Here is a 24,646-nt window from a genome sequence, read left to right as displayed (position 1 = left end):
CCGTGAAAAAAAAGCCAAATGTGGATCAAAATGTGAGTAATTTTGGGACGGTTTGTGTGGATCCGGCCAAATGGCGGTAAATAATTGTGTATAAGTACGATCTTATTCACTGGATCGTCGATCAATCGCTGGCGATCTTGGTTATCAACAGGTAACATTGTCGTCTTTTCCGATCATCTAAGTTTCGAGTGGGGGCATCGTGTCATCTTCGCTATGGTTGCAGTGCATGCAACAGCTTCAAGAAGAGCTACCAGCTACAGAATTCAGTATGTGGGTTCGACCGTTACAAGCAGAGCTCAATGACAATACTCTCACTTTGTTCGCTCCGAACCGGTTCGTGCTCGACTGGGTTCGGGATAAGTACCTGAACAACATTAATCGTCTGCTGCAGGAATACTGTGGCAGCGACATTCCGAGCCTGCGCTTTGAAGTTGGCAGCCGCCGGGTGGTTGCGCCCAAACCGGCCCCGACCCGCACGCCCGCCGACGTGGCGGCAGAGTCGTCTGCGCCGGCCCAGTTGCAGGCACGCAAGCCGATCCACAAAACCTGGGACGACGATGCGGCCAGCGCGCCGGAAATCACTTACCGTTCCAACATGAACCCGAAACACAAGTTCAACAACTTTGTGGAAGGTAAATCAAACCAGCTTGGTCTGGCCGCGGCCCGTCAGGTTTCAGACAACCCGGGTGCAGCGTACAACCCATTGTTCCTCTATGGCGGGACCGGTCTGGGTAAAACCCACTTGCTGCATGCCGTCGGCAACGCCATCGTCGATAACAATCCGAACGCCAAAGTGGTGTACATGCACTCGGAGCGTTTTGTGCAGGATATGGTCAAAGCCCTGCAAAATAACGCGATTGAAGAGTTCAAACGTTACTACCGCAGTGTGGATGCGCTGCTGATCGATGACATTCAGTTTTTCGCCAATAAAGAGCGCTCTCAGGAAGAGTTTTTCCATACCTTCAACGCGCTGCTGGAAGGCAATCAACAGATCATTCTCACCTCAGACCGTTATCCGAAAGAGATCAACGGGGTGGAAGATCGCCTGAAATCCCGCTTTGGTTGGGGGCTGACGGTGGCGATTGAGCCGCCAGAGCTGGAAACCCGCGTCGCGATCCTGATGAAAAAAGCCGAAGATCACCAGATTCATCTGGCCGATGAAGTGGCGTTTTTCATCGCCAAACGTCTGCGCTCGAACGTGCGTGAGTTGGAAGGGGCGTTGAACCGAGTGATCGCTAACGCCAACTTTACCGGCCGTCCGATCACCATTGATTTCGTGCGAGAAGCGCTGCGGGATTTGCTGGCGCTGCAGGAAAAGCTGGTGACGATCGACAACATTCAGAAGACGGTCGCAGAGTACTACAAGATTAAAGTCGCCGATCTGCTGTCGAAGCGTCGTTCTCGCTCGGTTGCCCGCCCGCGTCAGCTGGCGATGGCGCTGGCCAAAGAACTCACCAACCACAGTCTGCCGGAAATCGGCGATGCGTTTGGCGGCCGTGACCACACGACGGTGCTACACGCCTGCCGTAAGATTGAGCAGTTGCGTGAAGAGAGCCACGACATCAAAGAAGATTATTCGAACCTGATCCGAACGCTGTCTTCGTAATCGGGCGAGATCGCACTATTCTTATCGCTGATAATAAAAACCGGCACATGCCATACACCGTTAAGAGCTAGCTATGAAATTTACTATTCAACGTAGTCACCTGCTGAAACCCCTGCAACAAGTCTCTGGTGCTTTGGGGGGCCGGCCGACTTTGCCGATCCTCGGTAACCTGCTGCTGAAAGTTGACGACAATGTCCTGTCGATGACCGCCACCGATCTGGAAGTGGAACTGATCAGCCGGGTCAGCCTGGAAGGCGAGTGTGAGGCGGGCAGTATCACGGTGCCGTCACGTAAATTCCTCGATATTTGCCGTGGCCTGCCGGATGAATCGGTGATCACGGTACTGCTTGAAGGCGATCGCGTTCAGGTGCGTTCAGGACGCAGCCGTTTTTCTCTGGCCACATTGCCAGCAAGCGATTTTCCGAACATTGAAGACTGGCAGAGTGAGGTGGAAATTTCCGTCACTCAGGCTGACCTGCGTGGTTTGATTGAGAAAACCCAGTTTTCGATGGCTAACCAGGATGTGCGTTACTACCTCAACGGTATGCTGTTTGAGATTGAAGGCACCACCCTGCGCAGTGTGGCGACCGACGGTCACCGGATGGCGGTGGCGCAGACCCAACTGGGCGCTGAATTTGCCCAGCAGCAGATCATTGTGCCGCGTAAAGGCGTGCAGGAGCTGGTGAAGCTGCTGGATGCTCCAGAGCAACCTGTGGTGTTGCAGATCGGCAGTTCCAATGTACGCGCGGAAGTGAATAACTTTGTCTTCACCTCTAAGCTCGTTGACGGCCGTTTCCCCGATTATCGCCGCGTATTGCCACAAAATACCACCAAAACACTGGAAGCGGGCTGTGATGAGCTGCGTCAGGCGTTCTCGCGGGCGGCGATCCTGTCGAACGAAAAGTTTCGCGGTGTGCGGGTCAATCTGGCGGACAGCGAAATGCGCATTACCGCCAATAACCCAGAGCAGGAAGAAGCCGAAGAGATGCTGGATGTCACATTTGACGGTGAGGCGATCGAAATTGGTTTCAACGTCAGCTATGTGCTGGATGTGCTCAATACCTTGCGTTGTGAGGCGGTGCGTGTGTCCATGTCGGACGCAAACGCCAGTGCGTTGATTGAAAACCGTGATGACGACAGCGCCATGTATGTGGTGATGCCGATCCGTCTGTAAGCGTTGTGACTCAGACCAACTGAATGCCTCTTTCCCGTTTAATCATTCAGCAATTTCGCAATATTAAAGCCTGCGACATCGCACTGTCGCCAGGCTTTAATTTTCTTATCGGCCCCAACGGCAGCGGCAAAACCAGCGTGCTGGAAGCGGTGTATCTGCTCGGTCACGGTCGCTCTTTCAAAAGCTCGCTGACCGGCCGGGTGATCCAAAACCAGTGTGATGAACTGTTTGTCCACGGTCGTTTTTTGAACTCGGACCAATTTGAGCTACCAATTGGCATTAATAAGCAGCGTGATGGCTCGACAGAGGTTAAAATAGGCGGTCAAACCGGTCAAAAACTGGCACAATTAGCTCAGGTTTTGCCCTTGCAGCTGATTCACCCTGAAGGGTTTGATTTGCTGACTGACGGGCCGAAACACCGGCGGGCGTTCATCGATTGGGGCGTGTTTCATACCGAAGCGGCGTTTTACGATGCCTGGGGGCGGTTTAAGCGCCTCAATAAGCAGCGCAATGCACTGCTGAAAACGGCCACCCGATATCGCGAGCTCAGTTACTGGGATCAGCAGATGGCCGTGCTGGCCGAGCAGATCAGTGCCTGGCGGGCGGAATATGTCGAGCAAATGAAAGGGGTCGCCGAGTCGATTTGCCAGACATTTTTGCCAGAATTTGATATTCAATTGAAGTATTATCGTGGGTGGGACAAAGAGACGCCCTACCAAGAGATTCTCGAGAAAAACTTCGAACGCGATCAAGCGCTGGGTTACACCTTTAGCGGCCCGAACAAAGCGGATCTGCGCATTAAAGTGAACGGAACCCCGGTGGAGGATGTTCTGTCACGAGGTCAACTGAAACTGATGGTCTGCGCACTGCGTGTGGCGCAAGGCCAGCATCTGACCGACAAGACCGGTAAGCAATGCATCTATTTGATCGATGACTTTGCTTCTGAATTAGACAGCCAACGTCGCAAACGACTGGCAGATTGCCTTAAAGCGACGGGGGCTCAAGTTTTTGTAAGCTCGATTACCGACAGCCAGATTGCCGACATGCGCGATGATTCTGGCCGATTGTTCCATGTGGAACATGGTGTGATCGAGCAAGGATAAATAGTGAGAGAGTAACTCATGTCTGAAAATTACGATTCATCGAGTATTAAGGTACTGAAGGGTCTGGACGCGGTGCGTAAGCGTCCGGGTATGTACATCGGCGACACTGATGATGGCACCGGTTTGCACCACATGGTGTTCGAGGTAGTCGATAACTCAATTGATGAAGCGTTGGCGGGTCACTGTAAAGACATCGTTGTGACAATTCATGAGGACAACTCGGTTTCCGTGAGCGACGATGGCCGTGGTATTCCAACCGAAATGCACCCGGAAGAGAAAGTGTCTGCCGCTGAAGTGATCATGACGGTCCTGCATGCGGGCGGCAAGTTCGATGACAACTCGTACAAAGTCTCTGGTGGCTTGCACGGTGTGGGGGTGTCGGTCGTGAACGCTTTGTCTGAAAAAGTGGTCCTGACCATTCATCGTGGCGGTCATATCCATACGCAAACTTACCGTCATGGTGAACCTGAAGCTCCTCTAGCAGTGGTCGGTGATACTGACAAAACCGGCACGCAAATTCGTTTCTGGCCAAGTGCGGAAACCTTCTCGAATACCGAATTCCATTATGACATCCTGGCGAAGCGTCTGCGTGAACTGTCGTTTTTGAACTCGGGCGTATCGATCAAGCTGATTGATGAGCGCGAAGCGGATAAACACGATCACTTCATGTACGAAGGCGGCATTCAGGCCTTTGTTGATCACCTGAATACCAACAAAACGCCGATCATCGACAAAATTTTCCACTTCAACTTTGAACGTGAAGACGGTATTGCGGTGGAAGTGGCGATGCAGTGGAACGATGGTTTCCAGGAGAATATCTTCTGTTTCACCAACAACATTCCACAGCGTGACGGGGGGACTCACCTGGCGGGTTTCCGCGCGGCGTTGACCCGGACGCTGAATACCTTCATGGACAAAGAAGGTTTCTCGAAGAAAGCGAAAACCGCGACGTCGGGTGACGATGCGCGTGAAGGTCTGACGGCGGTGGTTTCGGTGAAAGTGCCGGATCCAAAATTCTCCAGCCAAACCAAAGACAAGCTGGTGTCGTCTGAAGTGAAGTCGGCGGTTGAGTCGGCCATGGGTGAGAAGCTGTCAGAATTTTTGGTCGAGAACCCGAACGAAGCCAAGATGGTGTGTTCAAAAATCATCGACGCGGCGCGTGCTCGTGAAGCGGCGCGTAAAGCGCGTGAAATGACACGCCGTAAAGGTGCGCTGGATCTGGCAGGTCTGCCGGGTAAACTGGCTGACTGTCAGGAAAAAGACCCGGCGCTGTCTGAACTGTACATTGTGGAGGGGGATTCTGCGGGCGGGAGTGCTAAGCAGGGTCGTAACCGTAAGAACCAGGCGATTTTGCCGCTGAAAGGTAAGATCCTCAACGTCGAAAAAGCGCGTTTCGACAAGATGCTCTCTTCACAGGAAGTGGCCACACTGATCACGGCACTGGGCTGTGGCATCGGTCGAGACGAGTACAACCCGGATAAACTGCGTTACCACAACATCATCATCATGACCGATGCGGACGTTGATGGTTCGCACATCCGTACGCTGCTGCTGACCTTCTTCTACCGTCAAATGCCAGAGCTTATTGAGCGCGGCTACGTGTACATCGCTCAGCCACCACTTTACAAAGTGAAGAAAGGCAAACAAGAGCAGTACATCAAAGATGAAGAAGCGATGAATCAGTATCAGGTGTCGCTGGCGCTAGACAACGCGGCGCTGCACGTCAATGCGGATGCACCAGCCATGGCTGGTGCGGCACTGGAGAAACTGGTTCAGCAATACAACGCCGGCATCAAGTTGGTGGAGCGCATGAGTCGCCGGTACCCGTATGCGCTGCTGCATGAGTTCCTGTACGTACCACGTTTGACGGCGGATCAATGCCAGGATGTGGCACAGGTCGAGGCCTGGACCCAACAACTGGTGGAACAACTGAATGCCAAAGAAGTGGGTGCCAGCCAGTACAGCTATGAAATTGAACAGCATCAGGAGCTGGGTGTCAGCATTCCGAAAATCAAAGTGCGTACTCATGGTGTGACTTACGATTACATGCTGAGTGTGGATCTGCTGAACTCAAAAGAGTACGCCAGACTGGCCGAGTTGTCAGAAAGCCTCGATGGTCTGATCGAAGAAGGGGCGTACATCAAACGCGGTGAGCGTATTCAGCCGGTGGGCAGCTTTGTGGAAGCCCTTAATTGGCTGATGAAAGAGTCGCAGCGTGGTCTGAGCCGTCAGCGTTACAAAGGTCTGGGTGAGATGAACCCGGAGCAGTTGTGGGAAACCACCATGGATCCGGAAACCCGTCGTATGATGCAGGTGACTATCGAGGACGCCGTGGGCGCCGATCAACTGTTCACCACGCTGATGGGCGATCAGGTTGAACCGCGTCGTAACTTCATCGAAGAAAACGCCTTGCGCGTCGCTAACCTGGACGTGTAACTCGCGTTAACATCTCGTATGAAAAAAGCAGCGATACATCGCTGCTTTTTTGTTTTTGTCGACGGTGCAAATCGCCACTTTATTCCAGCTCTGGTGGTTTTTCCGAGTTTACTGCCACTTTCTGATCCCCGCGTACCATTTTCTGTCTGTTTTACCGGTTTCTTGCCATTTTGTTCGAGGCGGCGCTTTTGCTTTCTTTTTGGCTCTGGTTATAGTGCTAGCACACCCACCCACTTGCGGAGAACACACATGGTGACGAGGTTCCTGGACTGAGCCGGAAGTGAGGCACTTCCGGCTCTATGTATCGCAATTATCGCTAAAACAAGGTCTTGAGAAGGAAGTCATCGTGTTGGCACGTAGATGGTCGGCATACGCCCCGGCACTGCGTACCTGGTGGTTCACCAGTCGCTTTTTAACCTATCAGTCTCCGCTGCGCTTGTTGGCGCTGTTTGAACGCTATGATCAACAGGCCGATTGCCACAACGGTGCCCGCATTGCTGTCGGCGATCGGGTGGGGCTGATGGATATCGAACGCCGTCATCATTATCGAGTCACGTTAGTCAACGCCGATAAAAGCCGGCCTTTGAGTGACCAACTGGCTGTGGATTCTCATTTGGGTGCCCAGCTATTGGGGCGGGTTTTACAGGACGAGTTCGAGATGATCCTGTTCCATCAGCGGCGCCGTTTTGTGATTACCGATATTGTGCATTCGTCACGCCCACCCGCGTTGTTGTCGGTGTGCGGCTGTCGGTTATGTCAGTCAACAGAGGTGAAGTCATGAGTAAGCAAGAGAAGAAACAACCCCAGTTAAGTCTGAAAGAAAAACGCAAGCTAAAGCAGGAGAAAGCGGCAGAGCAAAGCGTAGTAAAAGCGCGTAAATCTTCTCGCAAGTAAGCGGATTACCCATCAGCCCGTGACGATCCGCGGGCTGATTAAAATTTTCATTTTTCCCCTTGAAAGCCATTTTTGTGCCCTTATATCTAATAGTGAAGGGGATGACTGGCTTGCTAGAGACTAGAAGCACAGCCCTCTGACATCGCCAACACCTGCTCGCTCTGTGGAGGAGACTGCGTTTTGGCATACAACCTGACTGACGATTCCTTATCATGTCTCCGCGCCAAACCAAGGCCTGTGGAATGATCTGGAATGCTTAGCTCGGCGAAGTTGTTTGCATCAACACGCCATCGGGATGAAGTTCATCTGGGCTAAGACTATTGCTTAAATTAAGAGGATAGATTTTATGCGTAATGTAGATTTCTCACCACTATACCGTAATGCCATTGGCTTCGATCGTCTGTTCAACCTGATGGAAGCGAACACCGCCAAAAGCTCCTCTGGTGGTTACCCTCCTTACAATATTGAGCAGAAAGACGAGCACAACTACCGTATCACCATGGCGGTGGCGGGTTTTTCTGAGCAACAGCTCGATCTGACACAAAACGAGAACATGTTGATCGTGAAGGGTGAACGTAACGCGGAAGAAGGCAAAAATTACGTTTATCAAGGCATTGCAGAGCGTGATTTTGAACGTAAGTTCCAGTTGGCGGACTACGTCAAAGTGACGGGTGCATCGATGGAAAACGGCTTGCTGCACATTGACCTGGTGCGTGAAATTCCGGAAGCGATGCAGCCACGCAAAATTACTATCGGTAATCAACTGCTGGAAAATCGCTGAGCATAAGAGTGAGTGTATAGAGTGAGAAAGAGCGCCATAGGCGCTCTTTTTTGTGCGGAGAAGGTTGTTTCTCTCACCCTTCCCGGTAGGCCTTTTCCACCTCTTCGGCGATGGCCGCGATCCCTAGCTGCATTTTGTCGTCGTCCTGAACGTAGTTCATTCGCAGACACTGATGCGCATGCGCCCATTCGTCTTCCTGGCCGATAAAGAAATACTCGCCCGGTACAATCAGCACCCCACGTGCCTTGAGGCGTTGATACAGTTCCATGGTGGTGATGGGCAACTCATCAAACCACAACCACAGGAACATCGCCCCTTCAGGTTTATGGATCCGGAAGCGTTCATCACTGATAGCGGCTTGCAGCAGTTCGACCGCGCGTTGGGATTTCTGCTGGTAAAAGGGCTTGATCACTTCAGTGCTCAGTGTCAGCAGATCGCCTTTTTCAATCATATGGTGGGCCAGAGCCGGACCGACGCTCCCCGGAGCCAGGCTGATGATCCCGTTCATGTTGGTCATCGCTTGTGTGATGGCTTCACTGGCAATCACAATCCCGCAGCGCACGCCAGGCAGGCCGAGTTTGGACAGGCTCATGCAAAGAATGGTGTTCTCATTCCAAAATGGCTGTACGTCTTCAAAAATGATGTTAGGGAACGGCAGGCCGTAGGCATTGTCGATGATCAGCGGAATGTCATTGGCGCGCGCTAACCGATCCAGTTTGCGGATCTCTTCGTCTGTCAGGACGTTGCCGGTCGGGTTGGTCGGGCGAGAAGCACAAATCGCCGCCACGGAGTCGTCGATGGTCAGTTGCTCGAAGTCGACATGGTATTTAAACAGGCGGTTATCCAGCAGTTCGATTTCCGGGTGGTAGGAGACGAAGATGTTTTCGTCCACACCGGCATCACCGTACCCTATGTATTCCGGAGCGAGTGGCAACAGAATTTTTTTATGTGAGCCATCGGCCTGTTTACCAGCCAGCAGATTAAACAGGTAGAAGAAGCCGCTTTGGCTGCCGTTGGTCAGGCTGATGTTCTTTTCACTGATGTCCCAGCCATAGGTGTCGCGCAGTAACGCTGCCAGCGCTTTCACCAGCACATTCTTTCCCTGCGGGCCGTCGTAGTTCGCCAGCGCGGCCACCAGATCGCCATTTTCGAGCATTTCCTCACAGGCTCGGTGAAAGTAATCGAGCATGGCCGGGATGGCGGCCGGGTTGCCTCCGCCGAGCATGATGGCACCAGGTGTGCGCAGGCCATCATTTAAGTCATCCATTAACTGCGTAATACCGGAGTATCGATTAAACTTTTCACCAAACTTAGAGAATTGCATTGCTGATTTTACCTAATTCATTGTGATTGCTTTGATCAGTGTAGAAGCGCCAGTGCGTGGCTGGCGAACAGAGTAATCCTTGAACATACCTGAATGGCTGGGCGACGAAAAGCACTAATTCCGTGCAACAGATAAAACAAAGCCCAACTCCGAGGAGTTGGGCTTACATCGTTGCCTTTATGTCGACAACTCATGTCGATTGCAGCACGTTATTTTTGCAATAGCGAAATGTCGGCGATTTTTAGGAACAGGTTACGCAGGTTGTTCAGCAGGGTCAGACGGTTCTTTTTCAGCGCTTCGTCATCGGCCATAACCATAACGTTGTCGAAGAACGCATCCACCGGCTCACGCAGGTCAGCGAGCTTGCTCAACGCTTGTTGGTAGTTACCCGTAGCAAAGGCCGGCTCTAGTGCTTCTGTCATCACTTCAACGCTTTCCGCTAGTGCTTTCTCTGCGTCTTCCTGTAGCAGTGCCAGGTCGATGTCTGCGGCCAGTTCGCCGTCGAATTTCGCCAGAATGTTACCGACACGTTTGTTTGCTGCTGCGAGAGACTCCGCCGCTTCCAGTTCACGGAAGTGAGAAACCGCTTTCACGCGTTGGTCGAAGTCTGCGGGTTTGGTCGGATGACGCGCCAGGACCGCCTGAATCACATCCACACTGAAGCCTTCGTCCTGATACCAGGCACGGAAACGACCCAGCATGAATTCAATCACGTCTTGCTCAACGTTGTCGTTGGTTAGACGCTCACCAAACAGTGATTTCGCTTTTGCGACTAGGTCAACAAGATCTAGGTGGTAGCCGTATTCTACGATGATACGCAGTACACCGAGCGATGCGCGGCGCAGGGCAAATGGGTCGCTGCCTTTTGGCGCCTGACCGATACCGAAGATACCGACGATAGTGTCCAGTTTGTCTGCCATTGCGACGGCCGTTGACACGCCGTTGGATGGCAGTTCATCACCGGCGAAACGCGGCATGTATTGCTCGTTCAGTGCGACGGCCACTTCTTCTGCTTCACCGTCGTGGCGCGCGTAGTGCATGCCCATGACACCTTGAGTATCGGTAAATTCGAATACCATAGAGGTCATTAGGTCACATTTTGCTAGTAGACCAGCACGCTTTGATTTCTCAACGTTAGCACCGATTTGTTCTGCGATGTAGCCAGCAAGTTCAGTGATGCGGTCGGTTTTGTCTTTGATCGTACCCAGTTGCTTTTGGAAGATCGCTTGCTCTAGTTCAGGCAGACGGTCGATAAGCGGACGCTTACGGTCAGTGTTGAAGAAGAACTCTGCGTCAGCAAGACGAGGACGAACCACTTTCTCGTTACCTTCGATTACGTAACGAGGTTCTTTTGATTCGATGTTCGATACGAAGATGAAGTTAGGTAGTAGCTTCTTGTTTTCGTCATAAACAGGGAAGTATTTCTGGTCACCTTTCATGGTGTAAACCAACGCTTCAGAAGGCACTTTTAGAAACTCTTCTTCGAACTTCGCGGTTAGTACGACTGGCCATTCAACCAGAGACGTAACTTCTTCTACTAGGTCATCTTCTAGATCCGCAATACCGCCAACTTCTGCTGCCGCTTTTTGTGCGTCCGCGAGGATGATGGCTTTACGCGCTTCGTAATCGGCCATCACTTTCCCGCGCTCTTCTAGGATTGCAGGGTATTGCTCAGCAGAATCGATAGTGAACTCTTGTTCACCCATGAAGCGGTGACCACGGATGGTGCGGCTTGACGCTACGCCGAGGATCTCACCTTCAATGAGATCGCTGCCCATCAGCATGGTTAGCGTTTTCACTGGGCGGATAAATTGAGTCGTCTTGTTACCCCAGCGCATTGGTTTTGCGATAGGTAGGTTTGCCAGTGCTTTTGCTGCCAGTTCAACGATGATCTCAGACGTTGGCTGACCTTTCACTTCTTGTTTGAACAGTAGCCATTCACCTTTGTCGGTTACCATGCGATCCGCCTGGTCAACCGTAATGCCACAACCACGAGCCCAGCCTTGAGCTGCTTTGGTTGGGTTGCCTTCCGCGTCAAACGCTGCAGAAACCGCAGGACCACGTTTTTCAACCACTTTGTCTGATTGGCTTTCTGCCAATGCCGCTACTTTTAGTGCCAGACGACGAGGCGCCGCGAACCATTTTACACCTTCGTGCGCAAGCTCCGCGTCTTTGAGTTCTGCTTCGAAGTTTGCTGCGAATGCTTCCGCCAGAGTGCGAAGTTGCGTTGGTGGTAGCTCTTCGGTACCCAGCTCGATTAGAAATTCTTTTGCCATGTGACTTTACCCCTTACGCTTGTTCTTTCTTACACATTGGGAAGCCCAGTGCTTCACGCGATGCGTAGTATGCTTCTGCTACTGCTTTGGTCAGATTGCGGATGCGCAGGATGTAACGTTGACGCTCAGTCACTGAGATCGCTTTGCGTGCGTCCAGTAGGTTGAATGCGTGACCTGCTTTCAGGATGCGCTCGTAAGCAGGTAGTGGCAGTGGCTTTTCAAGCTCAAGCAACTCTTTACACTCTTTTTCACACTGCTCGAAGAAGCTGAACAGGAAATCGACATCGGCGTGTTCGAAGTTGTAGGTTGATTGCTCGACTTCGTTTTGGTGGAAGATATCACCGTAAGTCACAGCGCTGCCGTCTGGGGCGATATTCCAAATCAGGTCGTAAACCGAGTCGACTTCTTGGATGTACATTGCCAGACGTTCAATACCGTAAGTGATCTCACCGGTTACCGGTTTGCATTCCAGGCCGCCAACTTGCTGGAAGTAAGTGAACTGAGTGACTTCCATGCCGTTGAGCCACACTTCCCAGCCCAGACCCCAGGCGCCCAGTGTCGGGTTTTCCCAGTTGTCTTCGACGAAACGGATGTCGTGAACCAGTGGGTCGATACCAAGAACTTCAAGGGAGCCAAGGTACAACTCTTGGATATTGTCTGGCGATGGTTTCAGCGCGACCTGGAATTGGTAGTAGTGCTGAAGACGGTTCGGGTTCTCACCGTAGCGGCCATCGGTCGGACGACGTGAAGGTTGTACATAAGCGGTCGACATTGGCTCTGGGCCAAGTGCTCGCAGACAGGTCATTGGGTGAGAGGTACCCGCACCCACTTCCATATCCAGTGGTTGAACAATGGTACAACCATTTTGAGCCCAATAATCCTGCAGCGCGAGGATCATTCCCTGGAAGGTTTTGATATCGTATTTTTGCATAAGTCAGGTTCGCGCAATTGTTCGGTTACTCATGATGACCGCCCGATAACGAGTGGTGAACACCACCTTTGGTCAGCCATGTTGAGTAATGACGGTTGAATAAAATAACGATCAAGTATACCGAGATATTCTGCATGGGAGTAGGGCTAATCTTGCTTAATTCGTAGTCAAAAATGTCTTTTAGTGGAATTTATTGTGTTTATTGTTCGGAAATCGCCAAAAAGGCCACTTTTGATGGATTTCTTACTTGAGATCTGGCGTTAGCCTGATTAGAATTCCGCCGTCTTTGGGGAGTAGCTTACCCGGTCACCATTCTTGGTTATCTGGTTCGTCCGTCAACATAATTGGTGCCAAATCACCATGGCGTTCGAGGCTCATCGCTGGATGGGTTTAGCAAGACCTTAGACAAACATCGTGAACCGGGGTGGGGCGCGAGGTTTGTCTACGGTTAAAATTATAATCCCTGCCCCAAAGAGCATGTCGTGAGCGTTTTAGCTATTTCAATTACTACGGTGGCCTTAGCCGAAATTGGCGATAAGACCCAATTGCTGTCTCTACTGCTGGCAAGCCGTTATCGTAAACCGTTACCCATCATTGCTGCGATTTTGGCAGCGACCCTGGCCAATCACGCCCTGGCCGCCTGGCTTGGTGTGGTAGTCGCCGATTTTCTGTCCCCCGAAATCCTCAAGTGGGTTCTGGTGATCAGTTTCCTCGTTATGGCCGGTTGGGTGTTGATCCCGGATAAACTCGATGACGATGAGTCGATATCCAGTCGCGGACCGTTTATCGCCAGCTTTATCGCGTTTTTTGTGGCGGAAATCGGCGATAAAACTCAGATTGCGACGTCGATTCTTGGCGCACAGTACGCCGATGCTCTGGGCTGGGTGATTGTGGGCACCACGTTGGGGATGTTGCTGGCGAATGTGCCAGTGGTACTGCTTGGCAGATTGTCGGCCGATAAGCTCCCGTTAAATCTGATCCGCAAAGTCACCGCGATCCTGTTCGTTATTCTGGCCATCGGTGCGGCGTTCTTTTCCTAACTGACGCGAAAATGGGGTTAAAACACAGCAACTCAGCGATGTTTGCGCCAGATCATACTCTGAGAGAAAAGCCGGATTTGCATAAGCGCTGAGCTATCAGGGCCATCAAGGTCATGCTACTTTTATCATGTACTTGGTGGCGGGAGGGCAGAAGTATGCTGACACGTTATATGGGGATGACCCCGAAAAGTCAGAGCTATTTGTTTACCTTTGGACTGGTGTTAACGCTATTGGGCATGGCGTTAACCGATATGTGGTTGCCCATGGTGGCCGGTGCGATCATCCTGACCGGTTTGACTGTCGAAGCCTGGATTCGGGTCGCGCATATCATCCCGATGCACAAAGAGATGCGAGCGATGAAACAGCAACTCCAACAGTTACAGGCTGAGGTACATCGCATCGATTATGATGAATAACAAAAAGGCTGCCTCAGGCAGCCTTTTTTACATTGGTCTCGCGCTCAGTTGAGCCCTTTCTTGATCAAATACTGATAGGGCAGGGTGTCGGTTTGCGCGGCCATCAACTGGTGATCCATAAAACGACAGAAGCTGGGAATATCACGGGTTGTTGACGGGTCGTCCGCTTTCACCAGTAACACATCCCCGTCCTGCATGTTACGAATTGTCTTCCTGACCATCATCACCGGCTCCGGGCAGCGAAGTCCTTCTGCCTCTAACGTTAGGGTTGCCTGCTCTGCATTGAATGTCATGGTCATCTCTTAAATACGTCTGGAGAGGCTAAATAATACTGCTGGAGAAAAAATATTCAATAACCCCTTGGCAAACAGATCAATTTGTTTTAACTTAATTAACAAGTTGGTAACAAACGACAAGGAGCGCCTATGTTAACAGCCCTGGATAGACTGACCATCTACTCGGTTCTGTGTTTTATTTCTTTCTGCGCACTTGTCCTGCGTTCGCCAGCAGAGACGTCATTCATGCCCTTGATCGGCATGTGTGCCACCATGTTAGGGATTTGGCTCGAGATGCGCCGCTGGCAAGGTTCATCTGAAGAGCAAAACAATTAACGCACTTGTAGTACTACGCTCAATTACATTCCGACACTATCCCCATTTTTCTTGGGCTTCCCCGCTGAAAGGCGGGATTTTTTTGCCTGAAAATCGACCGGCTCGTTGCCCGGACCGTTGTGCCGTTTCCACTGCCAGATCTTGCGGTAAGACGAGGGTAAAAACGGGTAACGCAGCTGTTGTAAATAGCTGCCACCGCCACTGTGAGACGGCACACCAAGCCGAGGCGGGGCATAGGCTGGAACGTAGTAGGTGCCGAACCAGCGGTCAAACAGGGCAAACACCGTGGCAAAGTTTGCCTGATAGGCGTTGCGGTCATTGGCGTGGTGCCAGCGGTGCATCATCGGAGACACAAACCAGGGCGCAAGCCGGCCATAATCGATTGGAATGTCGGCATGAATAAAGTAGCCATAGTAGTGTCTGACAATGTTGTTCACCAGCACCGCCCAAACTGGGAACCCAAGCAGCAGCAGGCAACTGGTGTCGATGAAAAAGGTGGAGAGCCGGTTGAGCGGGTGAAAGCGTTCCAGTGTCAGCCAGGTCATGTGTGTATCGGAGTGATGGGTGCTGTGCGACGGCCACAGCAGCAGCGAATGCTCGAAGCGGTGACGCCAGTAGCCGACGAAGTCACCGACGAACACCACCACCACGATCAGCAGCCATGGCGGGAGGGCTTCCCAGCTTGATGCGGCAATCAACGCCAAATTCATGCCGCGCAGTGTGACGTCGAGATAGGCAATGATGGGCGCAGTGAGCAGGATATTGATGGTGAGCAGCATCAGATTGGTGGTGCTTTCCGTCAGTACGGGTCGCCAGTTGGTCAGTAGCTTTTGACGGTGGATCAACAGCGCAACCAGGATGAAAAACACTCCAGGGAAACACAGCGCACGATAGGCATTAATCAGGGCGTTAAGTGATGATGCCATCAGTTCGTCCATGTATTTGCCTCCGACTGCGAGTGATAGAGCCTCTCTTTAGATTAGGCGTGTGGCATCGAAAGCGGGGATTTTTTCTCACTTGCGGTTACAATCACCACGGTGTCCCTGATAACTGCATGGGTATAATAGAGTGGAACTGGAAGACATTTACCGCCGTGATCTGAATTTGCTGGTGGCGTTGCGAGTATTGATTGAAGAGAGCAGCGTCAGTAAAGCGGCCGCCCGGCTCAGCCTGAGCCAGTCGGCGATGAGTCGTGTGCTCGGCCGTTTACGTGAGTTACTCGGCGACCCGCTCTTTTCTCGCCAGGGACAGCATTTGGTACCAACCGAAAAAGCGCTGGAAATTAATCGTTCACTCGGTGAGCCGCTTGAGTCGCTGCGCCAGTTATTGTCGCCGGTTGAGTTTGAACCGCGCAGCTGTGAACAAACCTTCACCATCGCCACTACCGATTACGCCATGCAGACCATTCTGCCGTTTGCGCTCCCCAGAATTTATCAGGAAGCGCCGCGAGTATCGTTTGAGTTTCCGCCGTTGCAACATGATCGGCTGAGCGATCAGTTGATGCACGCCGGCGCCGACTTAGCGATCTGTCGTCCGACCGGGTCCTTGGATCCGCTGCGCAGCGAAGTGCTGGGCCGGGTCGGTGTATTGTGCCTGTTGTCGCGCCATCATCCTTTGGCTGAGTTGCCGCTGACCCTGAACGATTACCTGACTCATCCACACGCCATGATTGCCATCAGTGACGGCGTGAAAGCGCTGCTTGATCAGGCACTGAGTGATCAGCCTGAGCGTCGTATGGTGCTGCGCGCCTATCATCTGGAAGCGGCGCTGGCGATCATCGATACCTTGCCGCTGATCATCACCGTACCGGCCGACTTGGCCTACCTGGTCGCGGAACGTTTCGATTTGGTGGTCAAACCGCTGCCTTTTCAGTTTATGCCGTTCGATTATTCGATGATTTGGCACCCGAGATGCGAGCATTCTCCGTCACAGGAATGGTTGCGTGCTATCGTCAAAGAAGAGTGTAGCCGCTTGATTGCAAAGCGAATCGAAGATATGGGACTTGGTTAAAAAAGATCACAGGGTGGCTTGCCTGCCGATGGTATTTTCGCTGTCGGCCACCGCTGATCCCGGGCTGCTGTCCGCTCAGGCACAGTCTACCTATCCTGATCTGGCTGAAACCGGGTCGTAGCTACGCTAAAATGAGCCATGCGCCCGCCGAACCGGATTTTGTCCGCGGTCAACGTGTGTACGCCTCAGAGTGCGCGGTGTGTCATGGTAAGAATGGAGAGGGCCAACAGGTCGATAATCGCTATGTCTTCCCTCCGTTGTGGGGTAAAGACAGCTACAACTGGGGCGCGGGGATGCATCAGATCAACACCGCTGCCAACTTCATCAAAGCCAATATGCCGCTGGGTGAGCGTTACAGTTTGTCTGATCAGCAGGCCTGGGATGTGGCACTGTTCATCAACAGTCAAGAGCGTCCGCAGGACCCGCGTTTTGATGGCAGTGTCAGCCAAACGGCCGAAGCGTACCACCAGCACAACGATAGGTACGGTAAGCCAAGCCCGGTTGATAGGCATTTATTGGGTTCACAGGCCTTTTAAAACGCCAACAGCCGGGCATTTCCGTGCCCGGCTGTTGCTGTTTGGCTGGGGCGTTACAGTTTGATCACGACTCGACCCGTCACCTGACCCTTGGTGATGTCTTCGGCGTATTTTGGCGCCTGCTCCAGCGGCACTTCGGTACACGCTTGCTCAAAGAAGCTGTCTGGCAGCAGAGCGACCAGTTTTTCCCACGCGGCGACACGCTTGTCGATCGGACACATCACGGAGTCCACCCCTTGCAGGCGTACGTTGCGCAGGATAAATGGCATGACGGTGGTCGGCAGATCGAAACCGCCTGCCAGGCCACAGGCAGCGACGGCGCTGTTGTAGTCCATCTGAGCCAGCACTTTCGCCAGCATTGTACTGCCCACAGTGTCGACTGCGCCTGCCCACAGCTGTTTTTCCAGCGGACGAGCCGGCGCGTCAAATTCACTGCGATCGATGATGCGACTGGCGCCGAGTTGCTCCAGCAACGGGCCGTTTTGCGCCACACGGCCAGTGACTGCAGCCACTTGGTAGCCCAGCTGCGCCAGCAAGGTGACGGCGACCGAGCCAACTCCGCCACTGGCGCCAGTGACCAGAATTTCGCCGTGTTCAGGTTTGATGCCGGCATCCAGCAGAGCTTGAACACACAGCATGGCGGTGAATCCCGCGGTACCCACCATCATGGCTTTTTTACTGTCGATACCCTGCGGCAGGGGCACCAGCCAGTCGGCTTTGAGACATGCACGTTGTGCCATGCCACCCCAGTGGTTTTCACCCACCCCCCACCCCGTCAGGACCACCTGATCGCCGGGCTGGTAACGGTTGTCCTGTGAGCTGATCACACGTCCTGCCAGATCGATGCCCGGCACCATCGGAAAATTACGGATGATTTTGCCTTTCCCTGTGATTGCCAGGCCATCTTTGTAGTTGAGTGACGAGTAATCGACGTCGATCAGCACGTCGCCTTCAGGCAGTTGTGCCTCGTCGATCTGTTCGATGGCAGCGATAGTACGTTTGTCTTCTTGGTTAAGAATCAGCGCATTAAACATAAGGGTCTCCACAGTTGTGCAGCAATATTGATACTGAGGTTAGTGTAGCGGCTCATTGAGTATGACTAAAATGAAACTTTAGCATTATATTTATGCGCAAAGCGCATAGAGGTGGGCCGAAATCGTCCCTAGAGAATAGTACAAAGCCAGTCACAGCGACTGGCTTTGGATCAAGAGAGGAAGAAACGGTAGGCAGGGTTGTCGCTTTCGTCTTTACATTGATAACCCAGCTCACGCAGATGGGCGGAAAAACGGGCTAAATCGTGCTCATCGAGTTCAAAGCCACACAGTACGCGACCGTAATCGGCACCGTGATTGCGGTAGTTGAACAGGCTGATGTTCCAGTGTGTGCCCAGTGTGCTGAGGAATTTCAGCAGCGCGCCCGGGTACTCGGGAAACTCAAAACTGTACAGGCGTTCTTTGAGCGGCTTGGACGGTTTACCACCGATCATGTAACGCACGTGCAGCTTGGCCATCTCATCGTCAGACAAGTCAACCACCGGATAGCCGCCGTCGCGTAGATCCTGAATGATGTGGTCCAGTTCTTCCTGCCCGCCTTGCAGACGGACACCGACAAAAATGTTGGCCAGCTCGTCGTCATTGTAACGGTAGTTAAACTCCGTCACGGCGCGGCCGCCGATCAGGTTACAAAACTCAAAAAAGGCCCCCTGACGTTCAGGAATGGTGACGGCCAGCAAGCCTTCGCGTTTCTCACCCAGTTCACAGCGTTCCGATACGTAGCGCAGACCATGGAAGTTGGTGTTGGCGCCCGACAGCACGGTGCCCAGTTGTTTGCCCCGGAGCTGATGCTTTTCGGTGAACTTTTTCAGGCCGGCCAGTGCCAGCGCCCCGGAAGGTTCGGCGATCGCGCGGGTATCTTCAAAGATGTCCTTGACCGCCGCACAAATTTCATCGCTCGACACGGTAATGTGGTCATCGATGTACTGCTGACACAAACGAAAGGTTTCCTCTCCGATGCGTTTGACGGCCACGCCGTCGGCAAACATGCTGACCTGATCCAGCACCACGGGCTCTCCGGCATCCAGTGCCGCTTTAAGGCAGGCTGAATCTTCCGGTTCCACCGCAATCACTTTGATTTCCGGCATCAGCTGTTTGATCAGCACCGCGACTCCGGCGGCCAGACCGCCGCCGCCAACGGGGACAAAAATATAATCCAAATGGCCGTTTTGCTGCAGCATTTCCATCCCGATGGTGCCCTGACCGGCGATCACCAGCGGATGATCAAATGGTGGGACAAACGTATAGCCGTGTTCGGCCGACAGGCGTTCGGCTTCGGCTTTCGCTTCATCAAAGTTGTTGCCGTGCAGTACCACGTTACCGCCGAAGCTGCGTACCGCATCCACTTTGATATCCGGTGTGGTTTTTGGCATGACGATGGTGGTGCGGATCCCGAGCCGGGTGCCGGACAGGGCCAGTCCCTGAGCGTGGTTGCCCGCCGAGGCGGCGATCACGCCAGCGGCTTTCTGCGCGTCTGTCAGGCTGGCGACCATGTTGTAGGCGCCGCGCAGCTTAAATGAATGCACCGGCTGGCGGTCTTCGCGTTTGATTTGCACGCTGTTGTGGATCCGGGCCGACAAGCGCGGCATGGCCTGCAGCGGCGTGACCGTGGCTACTTCGTACACCGGTGCCCGCAGGATCTGGCGCAGATAGTCTGCGCCAGTTTGATGGGTTCGTGTCATCCGCTAGTCCTCAAGTTTGGACTTATCACGGACCGCACCTTTGTCGGCACTGGTGGCCATGCTGGCGTATGCTTTGAGTGCAAAAGACACCTCACGCTGACGCGACACCGGTTTCCAGCCAAGTTGATCCTGACGGCTGCGACGTTCGGCCAGTTCCTGCTCCGGTACTTGCAAAGCGATGGTGCGGTTTGGAATATCAATCGCAATCTGGTCGCCATCTTGCACCAGACCAATGGCGCCGCCGTTGGCCGCTTCCGGAGAGGCATGGCCAATTGACAAGCCCGAGGTGCCGCCGGAGAAACGGCCATCGGTCAGCAGCGCACACTCTTTGCCCAGTCCCATTGATTTCAGGTAGGTGGTCGGATAAAGCATTTCCTGCATGCCCGGGCCGCCTTTCGGACCTTCATAGCGGATCACCACCACATCGCCAGCTTTGACTTTGCCACCGAGAATGCCGTCCACGGCGTCTTCCTGGCTTTCGAACACCACGGCCGGGCCGGTGAATTTCAGAATGCTTTCGTCAACCCCGGCGGTTTTCACGATACAGCCATCCAGAGCGATATTGCCTTTCAGTACGGCCAAGCCGCCATCCTGACTGAACGCGTGCTCTTGGGTACGGATACAGCCCTGTTCACGGTCGTCATCCAGTGTGTCCCAGCGACAATCTTGGGAGAAGGCCTGAGTGGTGCGGATGCCGGCGGGACCTGCGCGGTAGAAGGATTTTACCTGCTCCGACTGGGTCTGCATGATGTCGTATTGCGCCAGTTGTTCTTCCCAGGTCAGGCCGAGTACGGTTTTGGACTGGTTGTGCAGCAGGCCGGCGCGGTTCAGCTCACCCAGAATGCCAATCACGCCGCCGGCGCGGTGCACGTCTTCCATGTGGTATTTCTGGGTCGACGGGGCCACTTTACACAGGTGCGGAACCTGACGGGACATACGGTCGATGTCGGTCATATCAAAGTCGACGTCGCCTTCTTGTGCCGCCGCCAACAGGTGTAGGACGGTATTGGTGGAACCGCCCATGGCAATATCGAGTGCCATAGCGTTCTCGAACGCGGCTTTGGTGGCGATGTTGCGTGGCAGGGCTGTGGCGTCGTCTTGTTCATAGTAACGGCGGGTCAGCTCGACGATGCGGCGACCGGCGCTGAGGAACAGCTCTTTGCGGTCGGCATGGGTGGCCAGCAGTGAACCGTTACCTGGCTGTGACAGACCGAGCGCTTCCGTCAGACAGTTCATGGAGTTGGCGGTAAACATGCCTGAACACGACCCACAGGTTGGGCACGCTGAGCGTTCAATCTGTTCGCTTTGCTGGTCAGAGACTTTCGGGTCGGCGCCCTGAATCATTGCATCAACCAGATCGAGTTTGATGATCTGATCTGACAGTTTGGTCTTACCCGCTTCCATGGGGCCGCCGGAGACGAAGATCACCGGAATGTTCAGGCGCATTGACGCCATCAGCATCCCCGGGGTGATTTTGTCACAGTTGGAGATACACACCATGGCATCGGCACAGTGGGCATTGACCATGTATTCGACAGAATCGGCAATCAGCTCGCGCGAAGGCAGTGAGTAGAGCATGCCGCCGTGGCCCATGGCGATGCCGTCGTCGACGGCGATGGTGTTGAATTCTTTGGCGATCCCGCCGGCGGCTTCGATTTCTCGTGCCACCAGCTGGCCAAGATCTTTGAGGTGTACGTGCCCCGGTACGAATTGGGTGAAGGAGTTCACCACCGCGATGATCGGTTTACCGAAGTCTTCGTCTTTGACGCCGGTGGCGCGCCACAGTGCGCGGGCGCCGGCCATGTTGCGGCCATGGGTGGTGGTGGCTGATCTGTATTTTGGCATTTCCTTGTCCTTGTTACTTCGCTTGTGGGTATACGTAATCTAACCAGCCCCACTTGTCTTCGGTGGTGCCGTTGAACAGGCCGAAGTAAGCTGCTTGTAGATCTTGGGTGATCGGGCCGCGTTTGCCGGCGCCGATGTCGATACGGTCAATGCTGCGCACCGGCACAATTTCTGCGGCGGTACCGGTCATAAACACTTCGTCCGCCAGGTAAAGGGCTTCGCGCGAAATGTTGGCTTCGCGCACTTCGTAGCCTTTGTCGCGGGCGATGGTCATGATCGAATCGCGGGTGATGCCCGGCAGAATGGCGGCGGTCGCTGGTGGGGTGGTCAACACGCCGTTTTTGATCACGAAGATGTTCTCGCCTGCCCCTTCTGACAGGTAACCGTCAACGCTGAGCGCGATGCCCTCATCGTAGCCGTGACGACGCGCTTCACCACCGACCAGCAGTGATGACAGGTAATTGCCGCCGGCTTTGGCGGAGGTCGGAATGGTGTTGGGTGCCGCGCGGTTCCAACTGGAAATCATGGCGTCGACGCCGTTTTCCAGCGCTTCTTCCCCCAGATACGCGCCCCAGGGGAACGCAGCGATGATCACGTCCATTGCGGTGTCGGCAGGCGGGCAAACGCCAAGGCCGACGTTGCCGACAAACGCCAGCGGACGAATGTAGGCGCTATCGAGTTTGTTTTCGCGTAGGGTTTCGCGGGTCGCTTCCATCAGTTCATCGACCGAGTAAGGGATCGGGAAGCGGTATATCTTGGCGGAATCCTTGAGGCGCTGCGCATGTTCACGATGACGGAAGACAATCGGTCCGTTTGGCGTGTTGTAACAACGGACGCCTTCAAACACGGAGGTGCCGTAGTGCATCGCATGGGTCAGCACGTGGACGTTCGCTTCTGCCCAAGGGACCAGCTTGCCGTTAAACCAAATGTATTCTGCTGTTTTTGTTGCCATCATTGCCTTCCTTATGCGCAAACTTTGTGTTGTAAGTTGTTGTTCGGGAGTTCGTTACTCTTGATTAAAGTAACGTCAACGCTGCGAATATCCCACAACTTTTCTATCTGATTGGTCAGGAATGAGATAGGGCGGTCGCTGTCGACAATGATTTCCACACTGGCAATTTTGCTGGCGTGATTCTGGGTCGCGGCGACCTGTTTGATCACAAAACCCCGGTGGCGGGTGACACGCAGTACACGTTCCAGCAGCACGGGTTTATCATCCGCTTTGATGTCTATCAGGTATCTTTCCATGTTAGGTGTTCTCCAGCATGTCATTGTTTGAAGCGCCCGGCGGAACCAGCGGCCAGACATTTTCTTCTTCATCGATCAGCACGTGCAGCAGGTAGGCGGTTTTACTCGCCAGCATTTCTTCCAGGGCGGGCAGCACTTCCTCTTTACGGGTGATGGTTTTTCCTGGAATATCAAACGCCTTGGCCAGCATCACGAAATCCGGGTTGTCATCGAGAATGGTCTCACTGTGGCGACCGTCAAAGAACAGTGACTGCCACTGACGCACCATGCCGAGACGCTGGTTGTTGAGCAATACCATCTTGACTGGGATCTGGCGGCGTTTGAGTGTGCCGAGCTCCTGCACGTTCATCATAAATGAGCCGTCTCCTGAAATAAGGATAGACTGATCATCGGGTCTTGCGACCGCGGCGCCCATGGCGGCCGGCAGACCGAAGCCCATGGTGCCCAGACCGGCAGAAGTGATGAAATTCTGCGGTTCGCGTGGCTGAATGTGCTGCGCGGCCCACATCTGATGCTGGCCGACATCGGTCGACACGATGGCGCTGTCTGGCATCATGTCGGATAGCTGCTTCAGCAGCAGTGGGGCATAGATCAGTTCGCCCGGATGGTCATAGCGCCATTTGAATCCGCTGCGCAGGCTTTCGCTGTGGTGAACCCAAGGGGAGATATCCTGGGTCAGTTCCAGTTTTGGCAGCAGATCGACGATTTCCCCGCGCAGCGGCGCATGTGCCTCGCGCAACTTATGAATTTCGGCAGCGTCGATGTCGATATGGATGACTTTGGCGTGTGGCGCAAAGGTATCGAGTTTGCCCGTCACCCGGTCATCAAAACGTGCACCGACGGCAATCAGCAGATCACACTCCTGTACCACCAGGTTGGCGGCTTTGGTGCCGTGCATGCCCAGCATACCGAGATAGTGGGGATCGTGGCGTTCGATGGTGCCAAGGCCCTTGAGCGTGCTGACGGTGGGCATCGGATTGAGACGCAGGAACTCGCGTACCGCGTGTGTGGCTTTGGCCAGTTGGACCCCGCCGCCGACGTACAACACCGGACGGGTACTTTGGGATAACAGGGTTTGAGCTTTGACCAGAGCATCATCGCTGGCTCGGGGGGCGGGAGGTGGAGTAAAGGGAGGCAGTACCGTAACTGGTGTCTGGGCCAACTGGACATCTTTGGCGATATCGACAATGACCGGACCGGGTCGGCCTGTTTTGGCCACTTCGAACGCTTCGGCCAGCGTTGGCGCCAGTTCCTCGATGTCGGTCACCAGATAACTGTGCTTGGTACACGCCAGTGACATGCCGATGACATCCATTTCCTGAAACGCATCGGTCCCGATGTGAGAGCTGGCGACCTGGCCGGTGATGGCGACTAAGGGGATGGAGTCGAGAAAAGCATCGGCCAGACCTGTCACCAGATTGGTGGCGCCCGGCCCGGAGGTGGCCATACAGACTGCCACATCCTGAGTGGCCCGGGCCATTCCGATGGCGGCCATGGCCGCGCCCTGTTCGTGACGGCAGAGGATATGTTCTACCCCGCCGTCGTACAAGGCATCGTAGATTGGCATGATGGCGCCACCCGGATAACCAAACACGGTTTGGATGCCTTGTTGTTTTAATGCGGCTACGACTAATTGAGCACCTGTCATCGTAAGCCTCCCTGACTACCCTGGTAGCCTTGT

The 24,646-nt window shown here is 53.8% G+C and carries 22 protein-coding genes; 11 read left to right on the top strand and 11 right to left on the bottom strand.

Annotated elements, in window-relative coordinates; all coding sequences use genetic code 11:
• Positions 1-199: 199 nt before the first annotated feature.
• From dnaA to CAG64_RS12255, 6 genes are all read left to right on the top strand, one after another.
• A complete protein-coding gene (gene dnaA, locus CAG64_RS12280) occupies positions 200-1,606 on the top strand; it encodes a chromosomal replication initiator protein DnaA (protein ID WP_161488682.1) in 1,407 nt (468 codons plus the stop codon).
• Between the two features lie 73 nt (positions 1,607-1,679).
• Positions 1,680-2,780, top strand: coding sequence for a DNA polymerase III subunit beta (dnaN, locus tag CAG64_RS12275; RefSeq protein WP_021707024.1), 1,101 nt, complete (start codon positions 1,680-1,682; stop codon positions 2,778-2,780).
• Between the two features lie 23 nt (positions 2,781-2,803).
• On the top strand, positions 2,804-3,883 hold the full coding sequence (gene recF / locus CAG64_RS12270) for a DNA replication/repair protein RecF (RefSeq protein WP_161454367.1): 1,080 nt from the start codon (positions 2,804-2,806) through the stop codon (positions 3,881-3,883).
• Positions 3,884-3,901: 18 nt separating this feature from the next.
• Positions 3,902-6,319 carry a DNA topoisomerase (ATP-hydrolyzing) subunit B gene (gene gyrB, locus CAG64_RS12265; RefSeq protein ID WP_021707022.1) on the top strand — a complete coding sequence of 806 codons (2,418 nt, stop codon included), beginning with the start codon at positions 3,902-3,904 and terminating at the stop codon, positions 6,317-6,319.
• Between the two features lie 346 nt (positions 6,320-6,665).
• Positions 6,666-7,100: a GreA/GreB family elongation factor gene (locus CAG64_RS12260; RefSeq protein ID WP_337247452.1), complete on the top strand. Its 435-nt coding sequence runs from the start codon at positions 6,666-6,668 to the stop codon at positions 7,098-7,100.
• Positions 7,101-7,559: 459 nt separating this feature from the next.
• Positions 7,560-7,994: an Hsp20 family protein gene (locus CAG64_RS12255; RefSeq protein ID WP_021707020.1), complete on the top strand. Its 435-nt coding sequence runs from the start codon at positions 7,560-7,562 to the stop codon at positions 7,992-7,994.
• Between the two features lie 73 nt (positions 7,995-8,067).
• Here CAG64_RS12255 and CAG64_RS12250 read toward each other — a convergent pair whose 3' ends face one another.
• The 3 genes from CAG64_RS12250 to glyQ form a co-directional block, all read right to left on the bottom strand.
• The gene (locus tag CAG64_RS12250; RefSeq protein ID WP_161454364.1) at positions 8,068-9,318 is read right to left on the bottom strand and encodes a valine--pyruvate transaminase; all 1,251 of its coding nucleotides are present in this window, start codon (positions 9,316-9,318) and stop codon (positions 8,068-8,070) included.
• Positions 9,319-9,527: 209 nt separating this feature from the next.
• Positions 9,528-11,594, bottom strand: coding sequence for a glycine--tRNA ligase subunit beta (glyS, locus tag CAG64_RS12245; protein WP_161488683.1), 2,067 nt, complete (start codon positions 11,592-11,594; stop codon positions 9,528-9,530).
• A 13-nt stretch (positions 11,595-11,607) separates the two neighbouring features.
• Positions 11,608-12,525, bottom strand: a complete 918-nt coding sequence (gene glyQ / locus CAG64_RS12240; RefSeq protein ID WP_161488684.1) for a glycine--tRNA ligase subunit alpha — start codon at positions 12,523-12,525, stop codon at positions 11,608-11,610.
• A 482-nt stretch (positions 12,526-13,007) separates the two neighbouring features.
• Between glyQ and CAG64_RS12235 the strand changes: the two genes are divergently transcribed.
• Together CAG64_RS12235 and CAG64_RS12230 are read left to right on the top strand one after the other, a co-directional pair.
• The gene (locus CAG64_RS12235; protein ID WP_021707016.1) at positions 13,008-13,565 is read left to right on the top strand and encodes a TMEM165/GDT1 family protein; all 558 of its coding nucleotides are present in this window, start codon (positions 13,008-13,010) and stop codon (positions 13,563-13,565) included.
• 155 nt (positions 13,566-13,720) lie between these two features.
• Positions 13,721-13,981, top strand: coding sequence for a hypothetical protein (locus CAG64_RS12230; RefSeq protein WP_021707015.1), 261 nt, complete (start codon positions 13,721-13,723; stop codon positions 13,979-13,981).
• 44 nt (positions 13,982-14,025) lie between these two features.
• Here the strand turns inward: CAG64_RS12230 and tusA are convergent, their stop codons facing one another.
• Positions 14,026-14,274: a sulfurtransferase TusA gene (gene tusA / locus CAG64_RS12225; RefSeq protein ID WP_021707014.1), complete on the bottom strand. Its 249-nt coding sequence runs from the start codon at positions 14,272-14,274 to the stop codon at positions 14,026-14,028.
• A gap of 132 nt (positions 14,275-14,406) precedes the next feature.
• Here tusA and CAG64_RS12220 point away from each other — a divergent pair, with 132 nt between their 5' ends.
• Entirely contained in the window at positions 14,407-14,592 is a 186-nt protein-coding gene (locus CAG64_RS12220) for a hypothetical protein (protein ID WP_021707013.1), read from the top strand.
• A 23-nt stretch (positions 14,593-14,615) separates the two neighbouring features.
• Here the strand turns inward: CAG64_RS12220 and CAG64_RS12215 are convergent, their stop codons facing one another.
• Positions 14,616-15,530, bottom strand: coding sequence for a sterol desaturase family protein (locus tag CAG64_RS12215; protein ID WP_161488685.1), 915 nt, complete (start codon positions 15,528-15,530; stop codon positions 14,616-14,618).
• Positions 15,531-15,660: 130 nt separating this feature from the next.
• Between CAG64_RS12215 and CAG64_RS12210 the strand changes: the two genes are divergently transcribed.
• Positions 15,661-16,602 carry a LysR substrate-binding domain-containing protein gene (locus CAG64_RS12210; RefSeq protein WP_161488686.1) on the top strand — a complete coding sequence of 314 codons (942 nt, stop codon included), beginning with the start codon at positions 15,661-15,663 and terminating at the stop codon, positions 16,600-16,602.
• Between the two features lie 131 nt (positions 16,603-16,733).
• A complete protein-coding gene (locus tag CAG64_RS12205) occupies positions 16,734-17,138 on the top strand; it encodes a c-type cytochrome (RefSeq protein ID WP_161488687.1) in 405 nt (134 codons plus the stop codon).
• Positions 17,139-17,191: 53 nt separating this feature from the next.
• On the opposite strand, the gene acuI is transcribed toward CAG64_RS12205, so the two are convergent.
• From acuI to ilvG, 6 genes are all read right to left on the bottom strand, one after another.
• Positions 17,192-18,172, bottom strand: coding sequence for an acrylyl-CoA reductase (NADPH) (acuI, locus tag CAG64_RS12200; protein ID WP_021707008.1), 981 nt, complete (start codon positions 18,170-18,172; stop codon positions 17,192-17,194).
• Between the two features lie 170 nt (positions 18,173-18,342).
• Positions 18,343-19,872, bottom strand: a complete 1,530-nt coding sequence (ilvA, locus tag CAG64_RS12195; protein ID WP_021707007.1) for a threonine ammonia-lyase, biosynthetic — start codon at positions 19,870-19,872, stop codon at positions 18,343-18,345.
• 3 nt (positions 19,873-19,875) lie between these two features.
• Positions 19,876-21,717, bottom strand: a complete 1,842-nt coding sequence (gene ilvD / locus CAG64_RS12190; RefSeq protein ID WP_021707006.1) for a dihydroxy-acid dehydratase — start codon at positions 21,715-21,717, stop codon at positions 19,876-19,878.
• Between the two features lie 13 nt (positions 21,718-21,730).
• Complete coding sequence (gene ilvE, locus CAG64_RS12185; protein ID WP_021707005.1) at positions 21,731-22,669, bottom strand: branched-chain-amino-acid transaminase; 939 nt, start codon at positions 22,667-22,669, stop codon at positions 21,731-21,733.
• An 11-nt stretch (positions 22,670-22,680) separates the two neighbouring features.
• The gene (gene ilvM, locus CAG64_RS12180) at positions 22,681-22,965 is read right to left on the bottom strand and encodes an acetolactate synthase 2 small subunit (protein ID WP_021707004.1); all 285 of its coding nucleotides are present in this window, start codon (positions 22,963-22,965) and stop codon (positions 22,681-22,683) included.
• Between the two features lies 1 nt (position 22,966).
• Positions 22,967-24,613 carry an acetolactate synthase 2 catalytic subunit gene (ilvG, locus tag CAG64_RS12175; RefSeq protein ID WP_161488688.1) on the bottom strand — a complete coding sequence of 549 codons (1,647 nt, stop codon included), beginning with the start codon at positions 24,611-24,613 and terminating at the stop codon, positions 22,967-22,969.
• Positions 24,614-24,646: the final 33 nt, after the last annotated feature.

It is taken from the genome of Vibrio sp. V38_P2S17PM301, from assembly GCF_009904845.1.
GTDB lineage: Bacteria > Pseudomonadota > Gammaproteobacteria > Enterobacterales > Vibrionaceae > Vibrio > Vibrio proteolyticus.
This window is presented reverse-complemented; position numbering and strand designations above follow the sequence as displayed.

Coding starts and splice junctions, on each gene's coding strand:
- tusA (WP_021707014.1), bottom strand. CDS start 14,274: ATGACATTCAATGCAGAGCAGGCAACCCTAACGTTAGAGGCAGAAGGA.
- acuI (WP_021707008.1), bottom strand. CDS start 18,172: ATGTTTAATGCGCTGATTCTTAACCAAGAAGACAAACGTACTATCGCT.
- CAG64_RS12220 (WP_021707013.1), top strand. CDS start 14,407: ATGTTAACAGCCCTGGATAGACTGACCATCTACTCGGTTCTGTGTTTT.
- CAG64_RS12215 (WP_161488685.1), bottom strand. CDS start 15,530: ATGGACGAACTGATGGCATCATCACTTAACGCCCTGATTAATGCCTAT.
- dnaN (WP_021707024.1), top strand. CDS start 1,680: ATGAAATTTACTATTCAACGTAGTCACCTGCTGAAACCCCTGCAACAA.
- glyQ (WP_161488684.1), bottom strand. CDS start 12,525: ATGCAAAAATACGATATCAAAACCTTCCAGGGAATGATCCTCGCGCTG.
- ilvD (WP_021707006.1), bottom strand. CDS start 21,717: ATGCCAAAATACAGATCAGCCACCACCACCCATGGCCGCAACATGGCC.
- CAG64_RS12205 (WP_161488687.1), top strand. CDS start 16,734: ATGAGCCATGCGCCCGCCGAACCGGATTTTGTCCGCGGTCAACGTGTG.
- ilvA (WP_021707007.1), bottom strand. CDS start 19,872: ATGACACGAACCCATCAAACTGGCGCAGACTATCTGCGCCAGATCCTG.
- recF (WP_161454367.1), top strand. CDS start 2,804: ATGCCTCTTTCCCGTTTAATCATTCAGCAATTTCGCAATATTAAAGCC.
- ilvE (WP_021707005.1), bottom strand. CDS start 22,669: ATGGCAACAAAAACAGCAGAATACATTTGGTTTAACGGCAAGCTGGTC.
- CAG64_RS12230 (WP_021707015.1), top strand. CDS start 13,721: ATGCTGACACGTTATATGGGGATGACCCCGAAAAGTCAGAGCTATTTG.
- ilvM (WP_021707004.1), bottom strand. CDS start 22,965: ATGGAAAGATACCTGATAGACATCAAAGCGGATGATAAACCCGTGCTG.
- CAG64_RS12255 (WP_021707020.1), top strand. CDS start 7,560: ATGCGTAATGTAGATTTCTCACCACTATACCGTAATGCCATTGGCTTC.
- CAG64_RS12250 (WP_161454364.1), bottom strand. CDS start 9,318: ATGCAATTCTCTAAGTTTGGTGAAAAGTTTAATCGATACTCCGGTATT.
- glyS (WP_161488683.1), bottom strand. CDS start 11,594: ATGGCAAAAGAATTTCTAATCGAGCTGGGTACCGAAGAGCTACCACCA.
- ilvG (WP_161488688.1), bottom strand. CDS start 24,613: ATGACAGGTGCTCAATTAGTCGTAGCCGCATTAAAACAACAAGGCATC.
- gyrB (WP_021707022.1), top strand. CDS start 3,902: ATGTCTGAAAATTACGATTCATCGAGTATTAAGGTACTGAAGGGTCTG.